Origin of the sequence: Sodalis sp. (in: enterobacteria), assembly GCF_036327475.1 — a bacterium.
GTDB lineage: Bacteria > Pseudomonadota > Gammaproteobacteria > Enterobacterales > Enterobacteriaceae.
This window is the reverse complement of record NZ_CP132913.1, coordinates 430,070-453,637: the sequence shown is the minus strand read 5'-3', so window position 1 is coordinate 453,637 and position 23,568 is coordinate 430,070. Positions and strand designations below refer to the sequence as shown.

16 protein-coding genes and 6 pseudogenes are annotated in these 23,568 nt (G+C 51.7%); 9 read left to right on the top strand and 13 right to left on the bottom strand.

Annotation, left to right across the window (positions count from 1 at the left end; all coding sequences use genetic code 11):
* Window positions 1–150: 150 nt before the first annotated feature.
* A complete protein-coding gene (topA, locus tag GPOALKHO_RS02430) occupies window positions 151–2,739 on the bottom strand; it encodes a type I DNA topoisomerase (protein ID WP_406702821.1) in 2,589 nt (862 codons plus the stop codon).
* Between the two features lie 456 nt (window positions 2,740–3,195).
* Here topA and GPOALKHO_RS02425 point away from each other — a divergent pair, with 456 nt between their 5' ends.
* Window positions 3,196–3,360 carry a DUF2498 family protein gene (locus GPOALKHO_RS02425; protein WP_406702820.1) on the top strand — a complete coding sequence of 55 codons (165 nt, stop codon included), beginning with the start codon at window positions 3,196–3,198 and terminating at the stop codon, window positions 3,358–3,360.
* Between the two features lie 705 nt (window positions 3,361–4,065).
* Window positions 4,066–4,827: a YciK family oxidoreductase gene (locus GPOALKHO_RS02420; RefSeq protein WP_406702818.1), complete on the top strand. Its 762-nt coding sequence runs from the start codon at window positions 4,066–4,068 to the stop codon at window positions 4,825–4,827.
* Between the two features lie 614 nt (window positions 4,828–5,441).
* Here GPOALKHO_RS02420 and rluB read toward each other — a convergent pair.
* The 3 genes and pseudogenes from rluB to GPOALKHO_RS02405 form a co-directional block, all read right to left on the bottom strand.
* Window positions 5,442–6,225: pseudogene (rluB, locus tag GPOALKHO_RS02415) on the bottom strand (23S rRNA pseudouridine(2605) synthase RluB).
* A gap of 488 nt (window positions 6,226–6,713) precedes the next feature.
* Window positions 6,714–6,905, bottom strand: a complete 192-nt coding sequence (locus GPOALKHO_RS02410; protein WP_406702817.1) for a hypothetical protein — start codon at window positions 6,903–6,905, stop codon at window positions 6,714–6,716.
* A 626-nt stretch (window positions 6,906–7,531) separates the two neighbouring features.
* Window positions 7,532–7,749 (bottom strand): annotated as a pseudogene (locus tag GPOALKHO_RS02405) (OmpW family outer membrane protein); the annotation flags it as partial.
* Between the two features lie 707 nt (window positions 7,750–8,456).
* Here GPOALKHO_RS02405 and GPOALKHO_RS02400 point away from each other — a divergent pair.
* From GPOALKHO_RS02400 to GPOALKHO_RS02385, 4 genes are all read left to right on the top strand, one after another.
* The gene (locus GPOALKHO_RS02400; RefSeq protein ID WP_406702815.1) at window positions 8,457–9,209 is read left to right on the top strand and encodes a YciC family protein; all 753 of its coding nucleotides are present in this window, start codon (window positions 8,457–8,459) and stop codon (window positions 9,207–9,209) included.
* 29 nt (window positions 9,210–9,238) lie between these two features.
* Window positions 9,239–9,790 carry a septation protein A gene (locus tag GPOALKHO_RS02395; protein ID WP_406702814.1) on the top strand — a complete coding sequence of 184 codons (552 nt, stop codon included), beginning with the start codon at window positions 9,239–9,241 and terminating at the stop codon, window positions 9,788–9,790.
* 42 nt (window positions 9,791–9,832) lie between these two features.
* Window positions 9,833–10,255 (top strand): acyl-CoA thioester hydrolase YciA, encoded by a 423-nt coding sequence (gene yciA, locus GPOALKHO_RS02390; RefSeq protein WP_406703340.1) that lies wholly within the window; start codon window positions 9,833–9,835, stop codon window positions 10,253–10,255.
* Between the two features lie 136 nt (window positions 10,256–10,391).
* Entirely contained in the window at window positions 10,392–10,688 is a 297-nt protein-coding gene (locus GPOALKHO_RS02385) for a YciI family protein (RefSeq protein WP_406703339.1), read from the top strand.
* A gap of 359 nt (window positions 10,689–11,047) precedes the next feature.
* On the opposite strand, the gene GPOALKHO_RS02380 is transcribed toward GPOALKHO_RS02385, so the two are convergent.
* Window positions 11,048–11,191 carry a hypothetical protein gene (locus GPOALKHO_RS02380; RefSeq protein WP_406702813.1) on the bottom strand — a complete coding sequence of 48 codons (144 nt, stop codon included), beginning with the start codon at window positions 11,189–11,191 and terminating at the stop codon, window positions 11,048–11,050.
* Window positions 11,192–11,800: 609 nt separating this feature from the next.
* Window positions 11,801–11,995: pseudogene (locus GPOALKHO_RS02375) on the bottom strand (YciY family protein); the annotation flags it as partial.
* 193 nt (window positions 11,996–12,188) lie between these two features.
* On the opposite strand from GPOALKHO_RS02375, the gene cls reads away from it, so the two are divergent.
* Window positions 12,189–13,649: a cardiolipin synthase gene (cls, locus tag GPOALKHO_RS02370; protein ID WP_406702811.1), complete on the top strand. Its 1,461-nt coding sequence runs from the start codon at window positions 12,189–12,191 to the stop codon at window positions 13,647–13,649.
* A gap of 198 nt (window positions 13,650–13,847) precedes the next feature.
* Here the strand turns inward: cls and oppB are convergent.
* Window positions 13,848–13,946 (bottom strand): annotated as a pseudogene (oppB, locus tag GPOALKHO_RS02365) (oligopeptide transporter permease); the annotation flags it as partial.
* Window positions 13,935–14,138 carry a hypothetical protein gene (locus GPOALKHO_RS02360; protein WP_406703523.1) on the bottom strand — a complete coding sequence of 68 codons (204 nt, stop codon included), beginning with the start codon at window positions 14,136–14,138 and terminating at the stop codon, window positions 13,935–13,937. The pseudogene oppB and the gene GPOALKHO_RS02360, both read right to left, overlap by 12 nt.
* A gap of 1,328 nt (window positions 14,139–15,466) precedes the next feature.
* On the opposite strand from GPOALKHO_RS02360, the pseudogene GPOALKHO_RS02355 reads away from it, so the two are divergent.
* Window positions 15,467–16,366 (top strand): annotated as a pseudogene (locus GPOALKHO_RS02355) (iron-containing alcohol dehydrogenase); the annotation flags it as partial.
* Between the two features lie 424 nt (window positions 16,367–16,790).
* Here the strand turns inward: GPOALKHO_RS02355 and GPOALKHO_RS02350 are convergent.
* Entirely contained in the window at window positions 16,791–17,009 is a 219-nt protein-coding gene (locus GPOALKHO_RS02350; protein ID WP_406702810.1) for a hypothetical protein, read from the bottom strand.
* A 313-nt stretch (window positions 17,010–17,322) separates the two neighbouring features.
* Here GPOALKHO_RS02350 and hns point away from each other — a divergent pair, with 313 nt between their 5' ends.
* Complete coding sequence (gene hns, locus GPOALKHO_RS02345; protein ID WP_406703337.1) at window positions 17,323–17,730, top strand: histone-like nucleoid-structuring protein H-NS; 408 nt, start codon at window positions 17,323–17,325, stop codon at window positions 17,728–17,730.
* Window positions 17,731–18,849: 1,119 nt separating this feature from the next.
* Here hns and GPOALKHO_RS02340 read toward each other — a convergent pair.
* From GPOALKHO_RS02340 to rssB, 4 genes and pseudogenes are all read right to left on the bottom strand, one after another.
* Window positions 18,850–19,878 carry an NAD-dependent epimerase gene (locus tag GPOALKHO_RS02340; protein ID WP_406703335.1) on the bottom strand — a complete coding sequence of 343 codons (1,029 nt, stop codon included), beginning with the start codon at window positions 19,876–19,878 and terminating at the stop codon, window positions 18,850–18,852.
* A gap of 9 nt (window positions 19,879–19,887) precedes the next feature.
* Entirely contained in the window at window positions 19,888–21,231 is a 1,344-nt protein-coding gene (locus tag GPOALKHO_RS02335) for a UDP-glucose dehydrogenase family protein (protein ID WP_406702808.1), read from the bottom strand.
* 59 nt (window positions 21,232–21,290) lie between these two features.
* Window positions 21,291–22,193, bottom strand: coding sequence for a UTP--glucose-1-phosphate uridylyltransferase GalU (gene galU / locus GPOALKHO_RS02330; RefSeq protein ID WP_406702807.1), 903 nt, complete (start codon window positions 22,191–22,193; stop codon window positions 21,291–21,293).
* A 188-nt stretch (window positions 22,194–22,381) separates the two neighbouring features.
* Window positions 22,382–23,353, bottom strand: a pseudogene (gene rssB, locus GPOALKHO_RS02325) (two-component system response regulator RssB).
* Between the last annotated feature and the right edge of the window lie 215 nt (window positions 23,354–23,568).

Below are 23,568 nucleotides of genomic sequence, written 5' to 3'. Positions count from 1 at the left end.
ACTACAGAGCAGGCGACTCCCCCGGTTCTGCGAAAGCGCTTAAAGCGTTGGTTATGTAATACTATTTAATCATAAAAAATACTTAATATCACTTAATTATCAATTTTAAAAGCCAACCGAGAAGAGGTTGGCTTGGTGGCGGCAATGCCATTACTTTTTGATCACCTGCCAGTGGCCATCCACGTAAAAAGCGGTCCAGCCAGTGGCTTTGCCGTCTTTTTCTGCCGAGACATATTGCAGCTTGGCTTTCCGGCTGAAACACACCAGGGTGCTATTGCCTTCGTCATCCTCGACGGGCGCATCGGCCAAATAGCGCAGTTTTTTCGGCAGGCTGTCGCGGAAACGGGCCAGCTCCGCCACCAGCGGCGCGCGGGTTTCACGGGATTTTGGGAACGTATTGGCGGCCAAAAAGACCCCCGCCGCACCGTCACGCAGCACAAAGTAGGCGTCCGACTTCTTGCAAGGCAGCCCGGGCAGCGGCACCGGATCTTCTTTCGGCGGCGCCACATCGCCGTTACGTAGGATCTTGCGGGTGTTCTTACAATCATCGTTGGTGCAGGCCATGTATTTTCCAAAACGCCCCAATTTCAGACGCATATCGGCGCCGCATTTTTCACACTCCACCACCGGGCCATCGTAGTCCTTGAACCGAAACTTACCCTGCTCGATATCGTAGCCGTCGCACAGCGGGTTGTTGCCGCAGACGTGGAGTTTACGCTGGCCGTCGATGACATAGCTGTCCATAGCGGTACCACATTTCCCGCAGCGGCGACGCGCGCGCAACGCGTTAGTCTCTGCATCGTCGCCATCAAGTACGTTCAGAGTTTCCGCTTCCGGGATCAGATTAATGGTGTTTTTGCAGCGCTCTTTCGGTGGCAGCGCATAGCCTGAACAGCTCTGGAACACGCCCGTGCTGGCGGTACGAATCCCCATCTTGCGGCCGCAGACAGGGCAATCGATGCTGGTCATCACTATTTGATTGAGCCGCATACCGCCCTCTTCGGGATCTTTTTCGGCGTTTTTTAACTGCTGGCTGAACTTGTCGAAAAACGCGTCAAGCACGCTTTTCCACTCCTGTTGATTGGCCGCCACCCGATCGAGGGCATTCTCCATGTTGGCGGTAAAATCGTCATTCATCAGTTCGCGGAAGTGCTCTTCTAAGCGATCGGTGACGATTTCGCCCATTTTTTTCGCATAGAAACGGCGATTTTCCGCATGGACATAGCCGCGATCCTGAATGGTGGAGATGATTGACACATAGGTCGATGGCCGACCAATGCCACGTTTTTCCAGCTCTTTCACTAGCGAAGCCTCGCTGTAGCGGGCTGGTGGTTTAGTGAAATGTTGGCTGGGCAGCAGCTTGCTCAGCGTCAGCGTCTCACCCACCTCCACCGCCGGTAGGGTCCGATCTTCATCGCCCTTGCGCGGCGCCGGCATCACTTTAGTCCAGCCGTCGAAACGCAAGGTACGCCCGCTGGCGCGCAGTTGAAACGCGCCAGCGGTGACGATTAGCGTTGTAGAGTCGTATTGTGCCGGCGTCATTTGACAGGCGACAAATTGATTCCAGATCAGCCGATACAGTTTCTGCGCGTCGGCTTCCATGCCTTTCAACTGTTCTGCCAAGACATTGACATCGGAGGGGCGGATCGCCTCATGCGCTTCCTGGGCGTTATTTTTACTGGCGTACTCGTTGGGCTGTTTCGGCAAATACGAATTGCCGAATGACGCGCTGATATAATCGCGCGCCATGTTAAGTGCATCCTGACTCAAATTGGTGGAGTCAGTACGCATATAGGTAACATATCCGGCTTCATACAGCCGCCGTGCCAACATCATAGTTTTCTTTACGCCATAGCCCAGGCTGCTGTTGGCCGCCTGCTGCAGCGTTGAGGTGGTAAACGGAGCTCCTGGTTTTCTGCTGGTTAGCTTATCGTCACGATCTCTAACCATATACTTCGCGTTTTCAAGCACATCGAGCGCGCTCTGAATTTGCTGTTGATTCAACTGGTTAAATGGTTTTCCTTGCTGATGTGTTACCTGCATCGCCAAGGGAAACGCCAACCCCGTCTGTAGATCGGCATGCAATTCCCAATATTCTTCCGGTACAAAGGCTTTAATTTCCCGCTCACGCTCCACGACTAGCCGGACTGCCACCGATTGAACCCGTCCAGCCGACAGGCCACGGGCGATTTTTTTCCACAATAAGGGTGAGATCATATAGCCAACAACACGGTCCATGAACCGCCGTGCCTGCTGGGCGTTGACCCGATCAATATTCAGCTCGCCCGGCTGTTCAAAGGCTTGAGATATCGCATTGCGGGTAATTTCATTGAAGACTACCCGGCTAAAACGCTTATCATCGCCGCCGATAACTTCCCTCAGATGCCAGGCAATCGCCTCTCCTTCGCGGTCAAGGTCAGTTGCGAGATAGATATGATCGGCTTTTTCCGCCAGCGCCTTTAGCTCGGTCACCACCTTCTCTTTACCTGGCAAAATCTCATACTGTGCCTTCCAGCCGTGGTAAGGGTCGATACCCATCCTGTCGACCAACGCGCGCTGCGGGTCCGATTTTTCTTTTTTCTGTTTACTAGCGTCGGTGCTCTTTTGACTGGCTGAACCGCTGGTCGGCAAATCGCGAATGTGACCGACGCTGGACTTAACCACGTAATCTTTGCCTAAATATTTATTAATTGTCTTGGCTTTAACCGGTGATTCAACGATAACAAGAGCTTTACCCATTTTACCTTTACCTGAGTGATGTCTTCTGCAATAAGAAGTTTTTGCGCCGGACCTTGGCTGGGCATACCTCTTTTTAGCGGCAGTGCCACAAAAAATCAACCTGTTTTTATCGTGCTCACACTGCAGCAGCACAGTAGATCAATTTCTTGTTAATTCGCTTATTTTTTAATAAGCGACGGCAATCGCTGCTTATTTCACAGCTAATCGGTAAAAAAATAACCACCCGACGCGTAGAGGACCCATACTAAAACTGAATAAGAGGAAAAAATGGTTTTACCCGCTACGTATACGTAATTAACAAAATCGTAAACTAAACAAATAAACCTCGGTCGGTTTTCCGACAAACATAACCGAGTATTACAATAGAGCACGCATTAACAAGAGCACGCATTAACACAGGAGTGAAAATATGCACAGCAGCGCCATGAACCGGATATTCGCGACCATGAAGACTATATGCACGGAATGCTGGTCACCGAGATGAGGAAGAAATGGTCTGTGCTGGTTTTTCGCTGTAAATTTCTTCTTGATGAGCAGGGAATGCAGGCGCAGAAAACCACCGTCATGTTTAATATATTCAAGCATCTCGTCCAGGTCCTGTCGGAAAATATCATCTGGTGAACTGACATAGCGCGAGATGCTACAGTCGACGCCGTTATGAACGCCTGGCATCCGACCCGATCGGCAACCATCGACATCAACGCGGGTTAAACCACGCACAGGCACGCGTTATCAAACGCAAGACCGGACTGAAAGATTCAGACAGCCGTTCGCACGTGGAAAATGCGAGGTTCGCATTGAAACTAGATCGTATCTCAACCTTGCCGGGCGGCCGCTCGTTGTGAAAGCGCGTACAACACGTTCCACATGACTGTTTGCCAAGGTCCTGGATGTGAATCTGTCCTTTGCGCTGGCACGACCGCATGCGTAAGTCAAACACCAGCAGTAAAAGCGCGCCGATGGCTAGCGCCACGGTAAGGATTTTGGCCAGAAAGTCCGTACAGCGAAATAAATTCCACAAAATCGCCTTGCTAACCGATAATGAGAATCGTTGGCAACTATTCTAACCAAGCCACCGCGCCGCCTGGAAAATCAGAATATTGCCGTTGGTGTCAAGGTCCCCACTCCCGCCACCACAGGGACACGGCCCACGGGCCAAACCCGGGTCGCCGTAACGGCAATGTCCCGGCGTCGGCGTCGATGAGGCCGACGCCGAATTCCAGGCGATTGAAATACCCTGCTGGATCAGGTATAAGGAATGGTAAGTCCATAGTGCCCGCGATGATCGGCGATTGGCAGCAACGTTTCCTAGCTGAGGAGTGAGGCGTGTATTATCAGCCCAGACGTAATTTACTAGATCATAAACGCATTCTAGTGACTGGTGCTGGTGATGGCATAGGCCGCGAGGCGGCCCTAACCTATGCCCGCCACGGCGCATCAGTGCTATTGCTCGGCAGAACTGAACATAAACTGAACACAGTGAAACGGGCCATCGCCGAGGCCGGCGGGCGTGAGGCTCGGGTACTAGTGCTGGATTTGGCCTGCACCGAGTCAGAGCCATATCGGCAGCTGGCCAAAAGTCTTACCGACGAAATTCCCCACCTGGACGGTTTACTCAATAACGCCGGCCTTTTGGGGGAAGTGGTGCCCATAGCCGAGCAAACCCCCGCACGCTGGTCAGAAGTCATGGCGGTAAATATCAACGGTACCTTTATGTTAACGCAAGCACTGCTGCCGCTTCTGCTTAAAGCCAGCAATCCGTCGCTGATTTTCAGCACCTCCAGCGTGGGCCGCCGTGGCCGGGCAAATTGGGGAGCTTATTCGGTATCCAAGTTCGCCACTGAAGGGATGATGCAGGTACTGGCGGAGGAGTATCCCGCATCGACGCTACGAGTCAATTGTATTAACCCAGGAGCCACCCGTACCGGCATGCGCGCCAACGCGTTTCCAACTGAAGATCCCGACCGGTTGAAAACCCCGGCCGATATCATGCCTATCTATCTTTACCTGATGGGTGACGACAGCCGGCGTAAAACCGGTTTCAGCTTTGACGCGCAGCCCGATCGTAAACCCGGTCCGGCGATCTGATACCCGACCGCCATTGCCGCCACGGCGATGAAGTCTTGATGGAGAAGGCTTTTATGGATGCCAGGCATCATCGACTATCGACGCCACGACAGAACGGCACGGAATTATGAACGCCTTCGCAAGAAATGGTAAAGGCAAGATCATCGCGGGTTTCGTAACTGTGACTCACACCGTGGGTCATGGGTTACGCACCTGGGTGGTGCAGTTTATCCATTAAAGACCAGTGTAGCGGCGAGCGCTGACTACTGGAGCCGCACAGCGTCGAGTTTAAAGTGATGACCTCCGGGTTACCTGGGAGGCGAAAAGCACAAACTTGACGGCGACGCTGCGCCTTGCGAATTCTTTAGCATGTGCCCCACTCATCATCACTTGACGCGACTGCCACAACCAACAGTTTTAGACATGGCGGACACCGTCAGCAAGATTCGGCCGATCAAACACGCTTCCAATTCCGGTTCCATGGTACGGAAAGGCATCGATAGTGACACTCTCACTTGATGAGATTTTTTAATTTGTCTCTGCGGGCGACTTGCCCTGAGAATGTGTCTTGCATCCGGGCGGCATTCACCTCTGCGCCGTTGTCATTAGTCTACGCCGTTATTGTGCTTATTACTTCAGCCGCCGCGCCGCGACGACTTTTCTTGGCTTGTGCGCTTGATTGCCAGCCGGATCTGCGTAGTCTTCAGGCGGCAGCGATCGCGCTCTACCGGCGGCTTGATCACCGATTTAAGCGGCACCTCCACTTTTCACACAGGTAATTGATATTGTCGAACGGCAGTTCGGTCCAGCCACCGCGCGGCAGCCCCTTGGGCAGCATGATGTCGCCGTAGCGCACGCGAATAGGCCGGCTGACTGGACACCACCGTCTTCCACAGGCGCTGCACCTCGCGGACGCGGCCTTCTGAGCGTCGCATTGTACCACTGGTTCAGACCCTCGCACCTTGGATTTCAGGCTGTGAAGGTCGCCTGACCGTCTTCCAGCCGTACGCCACAGGCCAGCTGCAGTAGTTTTTCCTCATCCACTACGCCGAAAACACGCACGGCATATTCCCGTTTGGCTCAAGCGCATCAAGCGATTAGCCAGTTCCTTATCAGTGGTAAAAACAATAGCCCAGATGTATTAATGTCTAGGTTGCCGTAGGCCACCTAGCGGGCGTTATTAAGACGCGGTAGGAGATCGAAAAGCGTTGGCCACACCTCGGAATCGCGGCGCGCACAAAGTGCGCCTTCCGGCTTATAATGAGATAACACGCGGCAAAGCGTGTCTTCCAGCGGTTTAATAGTGATGATGCGGTAATCCACCCGGATCTTAGTGGTTTTGGTGACCTCTACGCGATCACCCAATGTCACGACGTTACCGCCTACGCTCACGCGACCCTGTTCAATAATGGCTGCGATTTTTCGGCGAGAACCCTGTCAGGCGCAGGCGCAGAACTTTACACCTGCGCTGTTATACAACAACACACTACCCGCTGTAAGCTTTGTTCGCTCGCGCGAGCATTGCTGGCCGAAACGGGGCCTCGTTCGTCACCGCCGCGGCAGGTAAGATTACGAGCGGGCGCTCTGTCTTGCAGTAACGGCTTGAATAGGGGTTATTCCCTTGAGCGGCACTCGCGTCCCTTGACGCTCAGCCACTGCTCATTCCCTGCACCCGTCTGTGGATAATCCTTTTCGCCGTGCCAGCACGACTCCAAGTCCATCCATCGGCAGAGATTCCGCTGACTTCAGCGCGGTAGCTCACAGCCGACGGCGGTCTGTGCAGTCTGGCTGCAGTGCAGGAGGGCGCTTGACGCATTCCCTAGCCTGCAGTCAGTTTATCGCCCCAAGCGCGTCGCTAATGGCGGCGTCGACTCGGTACTGGTGGCGGTGTGCCGCCACAAGAGGGTCTACCGTTTCGCCAAGACACGTTGCGCCATGGTGTAGCCCACATCTTCATCTACCCACCCAACGCCGATGATGATCTGCTGTGCGAAATTGCCTCTCATAGCCGGAGTATACCTACCTGCTCGCGCGCCGGCGTCACCGGTAGCGCAAAACGGGCCAAAACGGGCCAATACGCCGATGGCACATTTGGTCAATACTCCGAAGGCGTACCATGCGGCGCCGACCCTTCAGGGGTTCGGCATTTTCGAACACGATTAGGTGCGTGCCGCTCTTTGAAGGCCAGCACCGCCCAGACGCCATTTCTGGTTCAGCCATTGTGCGGATTATCAAAAACCATGTGGATGATCGCTTTGATGTTGGAAAAACAGGCGCAATTCGTGCGCGAAATGAAGGTCGCCGCTCGTCCTGACCGATGCAAACACTTTTTATGATCAACACTGTTAATGCCGCACGCCCGCAAAGCGCCGGCGATAAAACCGAATAAATAACGACAACGTACTCCATCAAGGAGAGAATGAAGGTGTGGAAAGTCGCCGCTAGCTTGCTTAACCCATCTTTTATTGGCCTTCGCGTTGAGCGGCTACGTGCCAACCACAAAGTCTTGGGGACAGACGGCTATATTGACGATACGATTATCACCGCGAAGCTGAAATTGGAATTGGTTCGCGACGATCGTCTGAAAGCGCGTGAAGTTAATATCGAAACCTTCAAAGGCCGCGCGCAGTTAAGCGGTTTTATGGGGTCCGCCCTCCGAGGCCAACTATGGTTGTTCAGGGATGGTTTTCAGGGCGCGCATAGGCTCCTTTTTGGCCGAAAACCGTCAGAAGCGATGTCTATCTACGCCACACATAAACGCACAGGATTGATATCGGTATGAATGGATTGCTTCTTACCTCTGGCCTTGAAGCGGACATCGGTATCGATATCCAGATACCACACTGGCATATTAATCAGGCAGTTATCGCTGATGTTATAATCCAGCCCCGCCTGCCCGGCTAGACTCCACGAATGCTTCAAGTTCGAATCGCTGATGGAGGCCACGGACGCGACCAAAACTGTTGTTTTCATACCCTACCCCATTGTCATTTTACTTACTGTTAGAGGTAAATTTGATTCTTATCCATCCCGCACTCTCGGTGGCGTAGAGGCGAATTGATATGCATTACTGATAACAAACATTATATTAATTCCAATACTATTTCCGGGTTGTTCCATATCAACGGAACAGCAACAACAGCAAAAGGCGGTAATAAGTTATTTCTGTTGCTTTCGGGTGGCGGGCTGGGTAGTTTGCGAGTGTGTCAGTTCAGGTTCGACGTTGTGGCCTCTTCGGATAACAGCATGAACGGTGATGGCAACCCTGCATATCCTACGGCACCTGCTGCGCTCCTTCGTGTGTCCTTTTACTGGACAGAGGCGGATGACGGTCCGGCCAAGCACCTGCGGCGTTAACAGAACCATTCAGGCCCTTTCGCCATTTGCGCTATATGGCGGGCAGCAACAATCGCCTGCCGCGCGCTCCGCGAGTTCCGCATGAGCGCGAGGGAGACCTGGCGAACGCCGCGTGCGATCCGCTCGGGCGCACTGTGGCCTACTGCTCTTCGCGCGACCGGTAGCGCAGTGGGAGATTATCATGCCGCACTTGACCTGGTATGATGCATTAGGGTGCCAAGCCGTGGATTAACAGGGTAGAATAGCGGATTGTCCTATTTATTGATTATTGATTGTTTTGTCAAGGAGCTCCCATGCCAATTATGGCAAGTATCCTGTACCGCGATATGCTGAATTTTTTCCGTAATCAGTTTGCCAGTATCGTGCTGTTGGTGCTGTTGACGACGCTGATAAGCGTGATGCTGGGGCATACGCTGTCCCCCGGAAGCGAGCAGCTAATGACGCTCAGCGACGGTACCCATATTGGCGGCACTACCGATATGAGCCTGCAGCAGTTGGTACAGCAGGTGTCGGTCGAACAGCAGCGCGTGTTACTGAAAGCTTCTGCCGCCGGCACCCTTGCCGGTCTAGTCGGAAACGTCCTGCTGGTGGGGGGGTTGCTAACCATGGTTCGCATGGTATCCAATCGCCAGCCCGTCAGTATACTTCGCGCAATCAGTCTGTCGGCGCCGCTATTGCCACGCCTGCTGCTGCTTATTTTTCTCACGACGTTGCTGGTACAGTTAGGTCTGTTGCTGATTATCGTGCCGGGTATCCTACTGGCCATCGCTTTTAGCCTGGCGCCAGTTATTGCCATCAGCGATAATCTGAGTGCCATTAAATCCATGCGCCTGAGCGCCAGTCTGGCGTTTGTCAATCTTCCGCTACTGGCGCCGGCGGTACTGTTCTGGCTGTTGGCTAAAGCGGCGGTGCTTCTATTGGCGACCCAGTTCACGCTGGTACCATCGCTGGTGGCGGCGGTCTTATTAAATGGTCTAAGCAATCTTATTTCAGCTCTGCTGTTAATCTATCTTTATCGTCTGTATATGTTGCTGCGCCAGGCATGATGGCGGCGTTTATTCTCCAGTGGACTTGTATGAAGCAGCTTCTTGATTTCACGCCCTTGATGGTGTTTTTTGTTGTCTACAAACTGTACGATATCTACTACGCCTCCGGCGCACTGATAGTCGCCTCCGCGTTGGTATTGGTTTATATCTGGCTGCGCTATCGCAAAGTAGAAAAGGTCACTCTGATTACCTTCGTACCGGTGTTGATATTCGGCTCATTGACGCTTTACTATCACAACGCAGAATTCATCAAGTGGAAGGTAACGGTAATCTATACGCTGTTCGTCGCGGCGCTGCTGATTAGTCAATTCGTCCTCGGCAAGCCTCTCATTCAACGTATGCTGGACAAGGAGATCCATCTCACAACACGGGTTTGGAATAATTTGGATATCGCCTGGACGGTGTTCTTCATTACTTGCGGCACGGCGAATATTTGTATCATGTTCTGTCTACCGCAGAGTGTTTGGGTGAATTTCAAGGTTTTTGGCCTCACCTGCCTGACGCTGGTGTTTACACTGCTCAGCGGAATTTATATCTACTGCCATATGGCGGAGGATGAACGCAATAATAATGCCCATTAATCCTGCGCCTTTGGCGGGATGAGATGTTAGGCGGGAGTAATGATGAGCGAAGTGATTAAGCCGCCACACGGCGAAATGGTGCTGCGCACGCTGGCTATGCCGGCGGACACCAATGCCAACGGCGATATTTTTGGCGGTTGGCTGATGTCGCAAATGGATATTGGCGGCGCCATTTTGGCGAAAGAACTGGCGCAAGGCAGGGTCGTGACGGTGCGCGTTGACGGCATGACATTTTTAAAGCCGGTGATGGTGGGCGATATTATCTGTTGCTATGCCCAATGTCTGAAAACTGGAACCAGTTCGTTAACCATCAATATCGAGGTATGGGTGAAAAAAGTGTCATCGGAGCCCATCGGCCAGCGCTACCGGGCTACCGAGGCGGTGTTTACCTACGTCGCGGTAGATAACAGCGGTAAACCCCAACCGCTGCCGCCGGACAAGTGCCAATTCAACGGCGCCCACTAAACCCGTTTCGTTCGGTGGCTCCGTCTATGGTACGGAATTCACGGTTTTATTCAGACGACCAAACTTTTCGTTGCGCTGCAGGATGCAATATCATAACGTGAATTGCTTTTCCTCATTACAGGTTGGGAGTCTTACCGTGCTCTATGTTATCTATGCCGAAGACGTAGCCGATTCGTTAGAAAAACGTCTGTCCGTTCGTTCTACTCATTTAGCGCGCCTTCAGCTGCTGCGGGATCAGGGTCGCCTGCTCACCGCCGGCCCCACTCCAGCCATAGACAGCAACGATCCCGGAGCGGCTGGTTTTAGCGGCTCAACGGTCATCGCCGAATTTGATTCTCTTGAAGCAGCACAAGCCTGGTCGGAGGCCGATCCCTACGTTGCCGCCGGCGTGTATGCCAGAGTACAAGTGAAGCCATACAAAAAAGTTTTCTGAAGTTAGTGTCACGATGGCGTGCCCCGCAGGCACGGTCGGTAAAGCGCTTAACTGCGTTGGCGGAGCGGGCAACGCAGCCAACAAAGGCACAGGAAGTTGCCCGCCAGACTGCACGTACAATCCACCGATAACTAAAATGGACAACAACATCGCAGCATCAAACGTGAGTCAGACGTCGCGTGCTGGATTCGAGTGATGGCACTTTCTCGCCCGTTACGTTCCCGACCGCGATCGCTTTCTGAGCCCACTATCATCGCCAAATTACCCACAGTCATATTATTGAGGAACGATTAAGGTCTGTCCTAGATAGATTTTGTCGGGATCGCTTAGCATCGGTTGTTGGCGATGAAGATTTTCAGTCATGCATGCGCGATAGCGGGCGACTTGGCGGTATTGGCCGCGGCGGCAGAGGTGATTTTGCCCTCAACGCCGCTGATATCGCTTACCAAGCGCCACAAATTTTTTCCTTCAATATCTGCGACATCAATAGAAGGATAGCACAATGAATTTACCCGCCAGAATGCGGGATAGTCAGACGTTCAGTCTGGCGGCCGGTACATAACCGTGCTAAAGCAAACCTCCAGCAGTGGCTGCGGCCTGACAAGATGAATGCGGAAGCAACATTAACGGAAGCGAAGGCAGGGCACGGCGTCGTGCGGAGTGCTAATACACCAGATACGCTATCTATTACGACGGGCTGCGACTAAAGGGTATAGCGTAGTGGTCATCAAAATACACCTAAGGATAATATCCTGTTCCCGCGAACTAAATCGGTAGCCCCTATGGCCATATCCAGTTTGCAGTTTGCACCTGGTCACTTTTCGCGTGCCGTAGAAAAACTGCATTCCCCATTAAACATTTAACAGTAGCGCAGAGCGATTCCGGTAGTGCCAGCAACCGTGACGCCAGTTTTGTGTTCAGCTCCGTTGCCGCGGCAGCATCGGCCGGCGACACGGAAAATACCAGCTCGTCTATGTCGACCTCAACCATGGCCGCCATGCAGTAACGCTGCAGATATTGCCTCAGGAAGGGAAACAGGCATTCGTTTGTCGCACCTCAACCGGCAGAAGCCGGTTTATGAGCCGCTCGCCAACGTCACGTTAGGATGTACGTTAGCCGTCAATAACCAAGTGCCTGTATTGCCAGTCAACGCCGCGGTGGCTCAACATGTAAGAAAGGGCAAACGACAATGAGCGCCGCTGCCGTTTGAGCTGGAGATGGCTCAAGCGCGTTAGGTGGCGGTAGGCGCGGGATTGCGCTTCAACCAACTGGCTACGCCGATGCTGGACCTGAGGCTGTATGCGCCAGCAGTTGACTTCTTACGGCTTTGTTTCATCACTAAGACCTTGGACGGGCTCAATGGACGCCGTTAGCCACTTTCCCCGCCATGCCAAGCCGAGGGCGGCTTGCGAGCATCGCACGTCCAGTAAAACAATTTCCTCTTTGCGCCCCTTATGCGTAAACTCAGGCTAACGCTCCGCGAACAGGATTTTCGCTCCTATGACAACGCTTTATACCGTAATCAACTGGCTATTGCTCTTCGGCTATTGGTTGTTGATCGCGGGCGTCACCCTACGGGTAATGATGAAACGTCGCGCGGTGCCTTCCGCCATGGCCTGGCTGCTGGTCATCTATATTCTACCGTTGGTGGGGATTATTACTTATCTGTTATTCGGCGAGCTCAATCTGGGTAAACGCCGCGCCGAGCGCAGTAAGGCGCTCTGGCCTTCCACCGCACGATGGATTGAAGATCTAAAAGGGTGTCGTCGTATTTTTGCCAGTGAAAATAGCGAAGTGGCTCGCTCTTTGTTTCAGCTCTGCGAGCACAGACAGGGCATTGGCGGCCTGCAAGGTAATCAAATGCAGCTGCTGACCAGTACAGATGATGCGCTACTGGCGCTGATTCGCGATATCGGTCTAGCGCAAAACAATATTGAGATGGTGTTCTATATCTGGCAGGCCGGTGGCCTGGTAGACCAGGTTGTGGAAGCGTTAATTGCCGCGGCGCAGCGCGGCGTACGTTGCCGGCTCATGCTCGATTCGGCCGGCAGCGTGGCGTTTTTCCGCAGCCCCTACCCCATGCGGCTGCGCGATGCCGGCGTGAATGTAGTGGAAGCACTGCACGTCAGTATCCTGCGCGTATTTCTTCGCCGTATGGATTTGCGCCAGCATCGAAAAATGGTACTAATCGATAATTACATCGCTTACACCGGCAGTATGAACATGGTGGATCCGCGCTTTTTTAAACAAGACGCCGGTGTTGGCCAGTGGATTGATATCATGGCGCGCATAGAAGGACCAGTGGCCACCGCCATGGGCATCATCTTTTCCTGCGATTGGGAAATAGAAACCGGCGAGCGCATTTTGCCGCCGCCCTACGACGTTAATATTATGCCGTTTGAACAGGCGATGGGACATACCATACAAGTCATTGCCTCTGGACCGGGGTTTCCCGATGGCGTCATTCATCAGGCCTTGCTCACCTCTATCTACGCGGCGCGCGAGCAACTGGTGATGACCACGCCTTATCTTGTGCCGAGTGATAATTTGCTGCACGCCATCTGTACCGCGGCACAGCGCGGCGTGGAAGTTCATATCATCATTCCACGTCATAACGATTCGATGTTGGTGGGTTGGGCCAGCCGGGCCTTCTTCGCCGAGCTGCTGGAAGCCGGCGTGCTAATCCATCAGTTTGAAGGCGGCCTGTTGCATACCAAAAGCGTGTTGGTGGATGGCCAACTAAGTCTGGTAGGAACGGTAAATCTGGACATGCGCAGCCTGTGGCTGAATTTTGAGATAACGCTGGTCATAGACGATGACGATTTCGGTGGCGATCTGGCGCGGGTACAGAAGGATTATCTAGCCCGGTCGCGGCTTATAGAGGCCAGAGTCTGGTCGAAGCGTCCCTACTGGCAGCGTATCGTCGAGCGGCTGTTCTACTTTTTCAGTCCATTGCTGTAATTTTACTAGACGGCATGCCGTGATAACGTCAGTTTAGTTAATGAGACAGTAATGATGGATCTTGACAATCTCAACGGATAACGAAACGCTCGAAGCGGCCTACGATACTTTCTTGAACTGGCACAGGATAAAACTAACCAGATGGAAATAAAAAAGATGATCTGATCGAAAAACGTCATCCATTTGAGCGTGCTGGCTCAGCTCCAGCAGCGGCGCCAGCACGAAACTGGGAATAACCACGCTGGTCATCGCGAACCCCATTGTGCGATGGTCCTATTTGGTATTCTACTTGAGCGCCACCATGATGTCAGCAGCGACCCAGACCACTACAAAAATGTCGCGGGTCGAGCTTGGCCGATCGTTGATCGAGTAGTCTTTATATTTAAACGACGGACCGGAATCACTATGGGGCAGCTGCAATAAATAAATGAGATAATGTTCAGAATGAACAGCATTGGAATCGCTCCCAGCAGCCGTTGTATAACCCATACGTAAGGTTTAACCAAACGCACGCTAACATAGCAATACACCGGGACGATTACTGAGTCTTTATCTAGCTACTGTTCCGTCTGCTGATAGAATCTGATGCGCGCTACTTATAAATGGCTTAAAATAGCGTAGAAAGTTTTTTCTTGCCGCATGCCGCGTAAAATTCATTTACGTTCTTGCCAAATAGTGCACATTTGCCGCCTCATTGTACAATCCGCCTTGCTTTAAGGCTCTTCTCCCAACGCAATAATTTACGCGGCGGGAATGCGCGCATTTTACCGCTGCTGTCTGGGCAGCAACGGGTATCTCCCGCCCAACTCACACTCAAGACGGCGCTCTGCTAGACCTCGGACGTTTTCCAGACGGCGAGTGGCAATTCTTTTGTCTGTTTACCGTTCACTGTTTGACTTTTGTTGTTTGTTGTTTAGACGTCCGGCAATCAGCCTTCGGCGTTCAGCATTTGGCATTATTTGACATTTGGTATTTGGTATTCATCACACGCGTTATGACCGGCGAATGTGCCGAATAATGTAATGCCGCCGCACCGCTTATACCGGTTACTAATAATAGATCAGATTATCACAGCCTGTCGCCCGTAGGCGCACAATACAGCGCGCAGCGCGCTCAAGACGTCAGCCTAGCATGAAGCACCTATGAAGTCCTAGTGGCGCAGCCCTCTCTCACGACGTAAAGGCTCAGTTGTTGAAGAAGCCCCTTTAGGATGCCGTCTGCGTCGGTCATGGCCCAAATACCGCAGGGAAATAAGGCCAGGTTCATAAACAACGTCAATTAATGTAAAAATTTTAATGCATAGCTTATGTCGGTGGAAAAATAATCCCGATAGCGTGTCATTAGCGGTAATATGACTCATCGCTTGTGCTTTCTCTTACAGCCATTGCGTCATGTTTGGTGAGATATCTCTCAGGCAATAAGCGTTTTTATTGAAGCTGAAAGATGTTAGCTTGCATTTTGATTCAGATCACATATTGCGTTCGATACCCTGTAAGCTTTACATTAAGGAAACGAATAAGGTGATTAAGATACCGGAAGGTAAATCAGAAGATGTTAATGATGGTGATCTGAAGACTAGTTAAGTAAAGCGCCATGACCCAAAATGTCAAGACGCAACGGTTCAAATGAACAACGAATGAGCAAATCGGTAATTGTCAACACAAGGCTCTTTACTTAAAAGGTTTAACAGATTTATCGTAATTTCAACTTCGTTAGAAGAGCAATATGGCTGTTACTAATACTCCTGAACTCAATACCTTAATTGCACGATTGAAAAGCATAGCGCGAATATGCAAATTTTACCCAGGATCAGAAAAATTTTCCGTGCGGCCGCCCTGGCCGCGGAAGATGACCGTATTCCGCTCGCAAAATGGCGGTGGTCGAATCAGGTATGGGTATCGTGAAAGACAAAGTTATTAAGATAACTTTGCTTCTGAATACATTTATAAAAACCTGTAGCATTCTGGCCGAGGATGGCACCTTTGGTGCCATCTCCATCTCTGGGACGATCGGCCTCAACAAAGTGGCCGACATCGTATTGCAGGCTGTCATTGTCGCATGGACGCCTCAAGGATACGTTGACTGGATCGACAACCGTCGCAAGCCGCTTACAGTTCCTGTAAACTCGTCACTGGCGTCGGTAACATACCCCATCGTGGTGGGTGAAACCGCCGATATCAAACGCGTCGTTGCATCTGTCTTGATGTCGAAAACCTTTGATAACGGTGTCATCTTCCACCTCCGGGGTAATGACTCGATTGCTGAAAACGTAGGCCTCAGACACCTCTCAATAATGACTACTTCGATCTGAAAACGTGGCATTGAAACTGAAGTGTTCTTTGAAGTCGAAGCAGACTCTACGTTGAGCATTGTGCACAAAGGCGCGACGCAAATGAACTTCTTCAAGCCAGGATATCACTGTCACCCTGGATGGGGTTCACCGATGGACGCCGCCAAAATCATATAGGTGATGTATGGGCATCCGGAAACCCATTTGAAGAGTTGGCGCCGCGCTTTACGGATATCCATAAACGTATCTATAACATTCCCGAAAACTAGCGTGAAGGCGAAAATGCCCGCTATTACCACCACCTCGTGTGCGGGTTTTGAAGTCACGCCGTTCGCCGTGGTGACTGATAACGCCACAGGGCAAATACCCGCTGGCGGACTATGCTGTAGTGCCAGATATAGCGATTGTCGACGCCAATCTGGTCATCTTACACCATCTCCACATCTGATGCAGCGTCAAGCACACATCAGCCTCCTCTTGACACCGGTGCGCGACAACACACGCGAAACTCGGCCGAGGACGCAAACACCCTGGCGGCTGAGAGGTGAAAAACTCCCAGCACCGCTGCTAGGCGTGTGAGAGATTTTCATTCCCAGCACAGGGTTACCGCGCGCCAACACCCCGGAAATGTTTACGGTACACCGACACGTAACGATCATTACAGCCAATCACCACAGCTACCCTCGTACACGCGACTTTCCATGCTCGTCGATGCACAGCGTGCGGCCGGCCATGCACCCACAATAGCATACGGCTTTCCCACCAGCTTTCTGTCCAGGCTAGCAGACACAAGCTGCCGGTAAACGGCTCCGCGCGAAAAAGTACACAAACCATAATAGCATAGCACCGGATCACCACTTCATACCAGGCCGACGACCTGTTCGCGGCTTAAAAGCACGTTCATCTATCAGCACGCAATGAAGGCCTGTTGCCGATGGGTGGCCGCCACGGCCGCAAATAAATCGGTTTCGGCATTGAAAGTTCGGCAGGAGAAGACAGGCCGTACGGGAACTGACCTGCCCGCGGACGTAGCAGTCATCGATTTTCGCCGTAAACACTAGCGTGTGCATACCGCGTTCTTGGTAATTAATGAGGACTGCAGTAGCTCGGTAGACTTGCCGACATCCATTGCGGAATAATAAAAATAGAGTTGTGCCATCCGTTCGGCACTCCTCTCAATGATAGGACCAAATAAATAGGATGAGAGTGTATCATATTCGGACGTGATGAAGCTGTTCCGGTGATCACAATATATTTACAGTTGCGGGGTCATGGGCGTTTTATAAAGAATATTTTGATTAATCACAATCTGGGTATTGCAGAAAAGAAACTAGCGCTCTATTATTACTGCGACGCCAATTTATAATATTCGAGATTATGTCAATGAACGAAGCACTAAAGATTCTTAACAACATTCGTACTCTGCGCGCACAAGCCAGAGAATGCACTCTAGAAACTCTCGAAGAAATGCTGGAGAAACTAGAGGCCGTTGTCAATGAACGCCGCGAGGAAAATAGTCAAGCCCAGGCCGAAATTGAAGAGCGTACACGCAAATTACAGCAATATCGCGAAATGTTGATTGCCGACGGCATCGACCCTAACGAATTGCTGCAGTCGATGAGCGCCTCTAAATCCGCTGGTAAAACCAAGCGCGCCGCTCGTCCGGCAAAATATCAGTACACCGACGAAAACGGCGACGTTAAAACCTGGACAGGCCAAGGCCGTACCCCGGCGATAATCAAAAAAGCGATTGATGAAAAAGGAAAAGCACTGGAAGATTTCCTGCTATAATCACCCAAGTTGCAAAACCCGCTTCCCGAAGCGGGTTTTATCTGTCCTTTGCGTTGTGCACCGCGTACAAAGTCCAAACCCACTACCCTATTATCCGCCTCACGTAAGCGCTTTCCAGAAGCCGCGGTCTATTACACACGAATCCGCGCCATATGCGCTAATTTTCCGTTGAGTTAAAAGCCGTTACCGTGAAGACGGTTTGATTAGAATGCATTATGACGCTCAAGAAATATTTCACTTGCAGTGATTTCAGTGGCCGAAGGTAAGTGTTATAATCTTTTTTTGCAAAGTATTGCCAGAAACAGTAAGGAAGGCGGCAAATCGTCATGTCAAAATAGGACAACCCTGCTACTAAAATGTTCGTTATGCCGCATTCCTGAGAGCTTTTCATAGGGTGAATATGTTCGTTAACCTATATGTATATTAGCCGGTGAATCTTCCACGTTCCCTTTTAGCCGCGGTGCATGCCTGTTACAACAGGAAGCGCCTGTGAGGAGGCCATATTTCTGGTTCTGTTCCGCGTGCGTGCATTTGATGAATCATAAAAGATATAACAGCGGAGCCAGTTTATGCTGGCCTAAGTCTGCGGTCCGTTCCTGGAAGGCTTTCGTCCCCGCTTGCTCCTACCCGCGACAATAAGCCAGCCACCGGGAACATCCGCAGCAGCAAGTGGCAAGACAACGACCTCATCAGGGTCGCGTTCGCGCAACTGTCGCTGCGGCATTGCCCCTACAGCCGAATCATGTCTCCTCTATCGAGGCATATCACCAACAAGGATCCTTTGGTGGGCGCCGTCTTCCGCCCAGGCCCTAGCAATGACCGCCTTCTCTCGCCGCGTTGAGCGCGCTGACGGGCCTTGGCGCGAACGCTTTCCGCCAACCGACCATGCCTGGCGGACTAAAGCAAGCCATACGCCCACACTGACCGCCTCTCTTAAGGCAAGAGGCGGTGACTATTTCTGCGCATTGGCCCGCGCTGATATCTAACCGCTAGACTTCTGCCCGGCCACGATGCCCTGTCTGGCGCTCGCGGCGCGCGTGGCTTTCCTCCTACCGACCAGAGCATAAACGACTGCAGCGGAGACCCAAAACATGACAGGCAAAAGCGGCCGGTCCGCTTTTAGCTATTAGGTGGCGATACATTACGCTGATAATACTCGCGATACCATTCGACGAAATGTTTGACCCCTTCCACCACCGGCGTCTGTGGTTTGAAGTCAATCGCGCGAAACAGCGCCTGCGTATCCGCGCTGGTTTCCAGCACATCGCCGGGCTGCATCGGCAGCAGATTCTTCTCTGCCTGGATACCGAGGACCCCTTCCAGCGCCTGAATATAGTCCATGAGCTTTACCGGCTGACTATTGCCAATATTGTAGATGCGATAAGGCGCGTAGCTCGTCGCCGGCGAGCCGGTTTCCACCGTCCAGTCGGCATCTGATGCCGGAATAACATCCTGCAAACGAATGATGGCTTCGACAATGTCGTCAATGTAAGTAAAGTCGCGCAACATGTCTCCGCCGTTATAGACGTCGATACGCTCACCGCTGAGCATCGCCCGGGTAAACTTGAACAACGCCATATCCGGGCGCCCCCATGGGCCATATACGGTAAAAAAGCGCAGACCGGTGGTCGGCAATCGATACAGGTGCGCATAGGTATGCGCCATCAACTCATTGGCTTTTTTTGTGGCCGCATACAACGACACAGGATGATCTACCGTGTCGTCCGTGGAAAAGGGCAACTTGCGATTAAGGCCATAGACCGAACTGGAGGAGGCGTACAACAGATGCCCTACCTGCGTATGCCGACACCCTTCAAGGATATTAAGATGACCGATCAGATTGGCTTCACCGTAGACCAGGGGATTGTCCAGCGAATAACGTACCCCAGCCTGTGCGCCAAGGTGGATCACCCGCTCAAATCCTTCATCGGCAAACAGGCTAGCAATACCCTGCCGGTCCGCCAAGTCAAGCTTGTGGAAACGAAAAGCGTCATAGGCCAACAGACCGTCAAGGCGGGCCTGCTTTAGCGACACATCATAATAATCATTCAGGTTGTCGATACCGATCACCTGATGACCGTCAGCGAGCAGACGCCTGCTGACATGATAGCCAATAAAACCGGCTGAACCAGTGACCAAAAATTTCATCACGGTCTCTCAGAAAGGAGAAGCAAGCGACGCGCCACGGCCAATGCCGTAATATACAAAGCCGCGATTAGCAAGGCGTTCAGGATCGTATAAATTACGGCCATCAAAGATCACCGGCTGTTTCAAGGCCGCCTTCAGGACATCGAAATCCGGCGCTCGGAAGTTCTGCCATTCGGTGCAAATGACCAACGCATCGGCGCCACGCAGGGCAGCTTCTCTGGTGTCCATCAATTGCAGATCGTCGCGGTGGCCGTAAATGCGCTGCGTTTCATTCATCGCTTTCGGATCGAAAGCCTGAATCGTCGCGCCAGCCTGCCATAGCGCTTCCATCAATACTCGGCTCGATGCTCCGCGCATATCGTCGGTGTTGGGTTTAAACGATAACCCCCACAGCGCAAAAGTTTTACCGCTTAAATCGTCGCCGAAATGGCGACGAATAAAGGCCGGTAGTTTGTATTTCTGCTTGTAGTTTACCTCTTCGACAGCCTGCAGTAGCTTAGGTTGATAACCGACCTGCTCGGCGGTCCGAATGAGCGCCTGCACATCTTTCGGAAAGCAAGAGCCGCCATAGCCACAGCCAGGATAAATAAAACTGTAACCGATGCGCGAGTCTGAGCCAATGCCCTGGCGTACTTTCTCCACATCTGCACCCAGCAATTCTGCCAGATTGGACATTTCATTCATAAAGCTGATTTTGGTAGCTAGCATACAGTTGGCGGCATATTTGGTTAGCTCGGCGCTGCGAATATCCATCAGGATCATCCGGTCGTGGTTACGGTTAAAAGGCTCGTAAAGCTCATGGAGTAATTCCACCACATCTTTATTGTCGGTACCTACCACAATCCGCTCAGGGCGCATGCAGTCGGCCACCGCCGCCCCTTCTTTTAAAAATTCAGGATTGGATACCACATCGAACGTTAGCGTACTATTGCGGCTTTGCAGCATTTCCTGCATCGTGGCGCGGACTTTATCCGCCGTACCCACCGGCACGGTGGATTTATCCAGTATCACTTTATGATCGTGCATGTGTTGCGCGATGGTCCGCGCCACGGCAGTCACGTATTTCAGATCCGCAGAGCCGTCTTCATCCGGCGGTGTGCCTACCGCGATAAACTGCATGACGCCATGATTGACGCCGACCTGCGCATCCGTCGTAAATTTTAGCCGTCCGGCTTCATAATTTTGCTGCACCAGCGGTGCCAGCCCTGGCTCGAAAATGGGAATCACGCCCTTTTTCAGATTCTCGACTTTGCGCTCATCCACGTCGACGCATAATACGTTGTGCCCCACTTCGGCTAAAACCGCCGCTTGCACCAAACCGACATAGCCGATACCAAAAACCGTTATTTTCACGTTGGGTGATCCTGGTCTGTATCAATATGTAGCCAAATGTATCTAAAAGCTTCAGCACTTTATTCTGTGATGGCGTCTTTTAACCACGTTTTGAATTCTTTGCCAAGACTTTCATGACGCAGGCCATATTCAACGAACGCCTGCATGTAACCCAATTTGTTACCACAGTCGTGGCTCAGTCCCTTCAGGTGATAGGCTTCAACGGTTTCTTTGTTCATCAGCATTGCAATCGCGTCGGTCAGCTGAATTTCATTGCCGGCTCCGGGCGGGGTTTTTTCCAGCAATGCCCAAATATCGGCGGACAGCACATAGCGGCCAACCACGGACAAATTAGACGGTGCTTCTTCCGCCGACGGTTTTTCGACCACGCCTACCATCTCTACGCTATCACCTGGATTGAGGATCTTACCCTGACAATCCACCACGCCGTAGCTGGTGACATCGTCCACCGGCTCGACCAAAATTTGACTGCGGCCGGTATCTTCAAAGCGTCTTAGCATCGCCGCCAGATTTTCGGTCTGTAAATTAGATTTATATTCATCGATAATCACGTCGGGTAGGATCATCGCAACCGGCTCATCTCCTACCAGCGGATGCGCGCACAAGACCGCGTGTCCCAGTCCCTTGGCCAGCCCCTGACGAACCTGCATAATGGTTACATGGGGAGGACAAATCGCCTGGATCTCCGCCAACAGTTGACGCTTGACACGTTTTTCCAGCATCGCTTCCAGCTCGAAACTGGTATCGAAATGATTTTCAATGGAGTTTTTGGATGAGTGGGTGACCAAGATGATCTCGTTGATGCCTGCGGCGATACATTCATTCACCACATACTGAATCAGAGGTTTATCCACCAGGGGAAGCATTTCCTTCGGGATTGCTTTGGTTGCCGGCAACATGCGTGTGCCCAATCCCGCCACCGGGATTACTGCTTTTTTCACTTTTGTCATAACAGCAGACATGTACCACCTCTCCTTCGTTAGGATAAAATTTATCTATATAATATGGTTAACTTTTCTATTATATCAGTTTCAGAATGGGAAACTCGTGGAATAATGGGCGTTCAGTCTAAAATAGGATAATTACCCCACAGTGCGTGTAAAAGGTATTAATTTGATTATTTTCTTACGAATTCTGACGCGCTGGACGGCTAGTCGGTGTTGAGTATGAGCCGCAGACGGCCGCCGGTGCGCCAAGTATGGCACTGCCAGGCGTGCAGTACTGGCTAACCTGATTGAGGTAGGTGTTCCCATCAAGCTGAGAGGTGCGCCGCTATTGAACTGGATTTGCTTGTTATTGGTATTCAGTGTGGCATTGAGGCCGGCCGACACTAAAATTAAATTGTTCATCAATCGATGTAATTGCCTACTAATAAAGGAATTGTCCTTCAAGATTCGCTTCACGCAAAGTTGATTCACCTGTTTTAACCAAGTGGATGATTCAGGCAAACTGTGCGCGCGATTGGCTAAACGCCAGTAGCGGCTGTTGAGCAGCACTCGTAACAGCAAGGCTGCCAAAACCTTTCTCTAGCGCGGGTGATGTCGAAGTAATAAAAGCCAAGTTGTGATCGGAAAGTGCGACGATATCTGGCACCAGACTCGGCTGCTTCGCCGTGGTTAACTGGCGATAATTGACACAGCATTGTGCGATATTCTACTTAACCTGAGGTTGTAACTATTTGAGAAGTTTCGCCGCAGCCACAGGATGCTGGCTCAGCGCGCCCCAATCCTGCACCACCTGAAACAGTTGCCCTTCTTCGTCGACTTGGGAGGTAATATATCAGGATAAAGACAGTCCAGCACCGTTTCTCGCAAACGGGGAAATTCTTCACCGGTTTCGCACCCCGAGTAGAAGAACCTGGGCGATATTGGTCATTAGATCGGTGCCGGAGACAATCAGAATAGGGGTGGAGCTATTAGTCGCGCGAAAACGCTCAACAAAGGTCAGACCGTTCATTTCGAGCATCAGGACGGATGGACGCCAACTTCTCCAGCGCATGTTGCCTTTGATTGGCCTCGACAACATCAACCACTAATGTCAGCAGAAATTGCTTCACTACGGATCGAAAAACAGCATCATCCTTAATGATAAGAACAAGTTTGTTTGCTAATGGTTTGGCTATTGAAGCCCCTTCTTCTACTTATTTCTAGCAGTGGCTGTAACACACCACTTTTGCTTATAAGTAACGAGATGGAGTTTTCTGGCCGGCTTGACAAGGGCGAACCGCCAATACAGGGTAAAACCCACCCTTGTGGATACCGGTCGGGCATTTTATCGTCGGTGTTTAGCCAAAAGTCGCAGCGGCGGTCGTTTTTAGTAAAATACCTTTTTATTCCT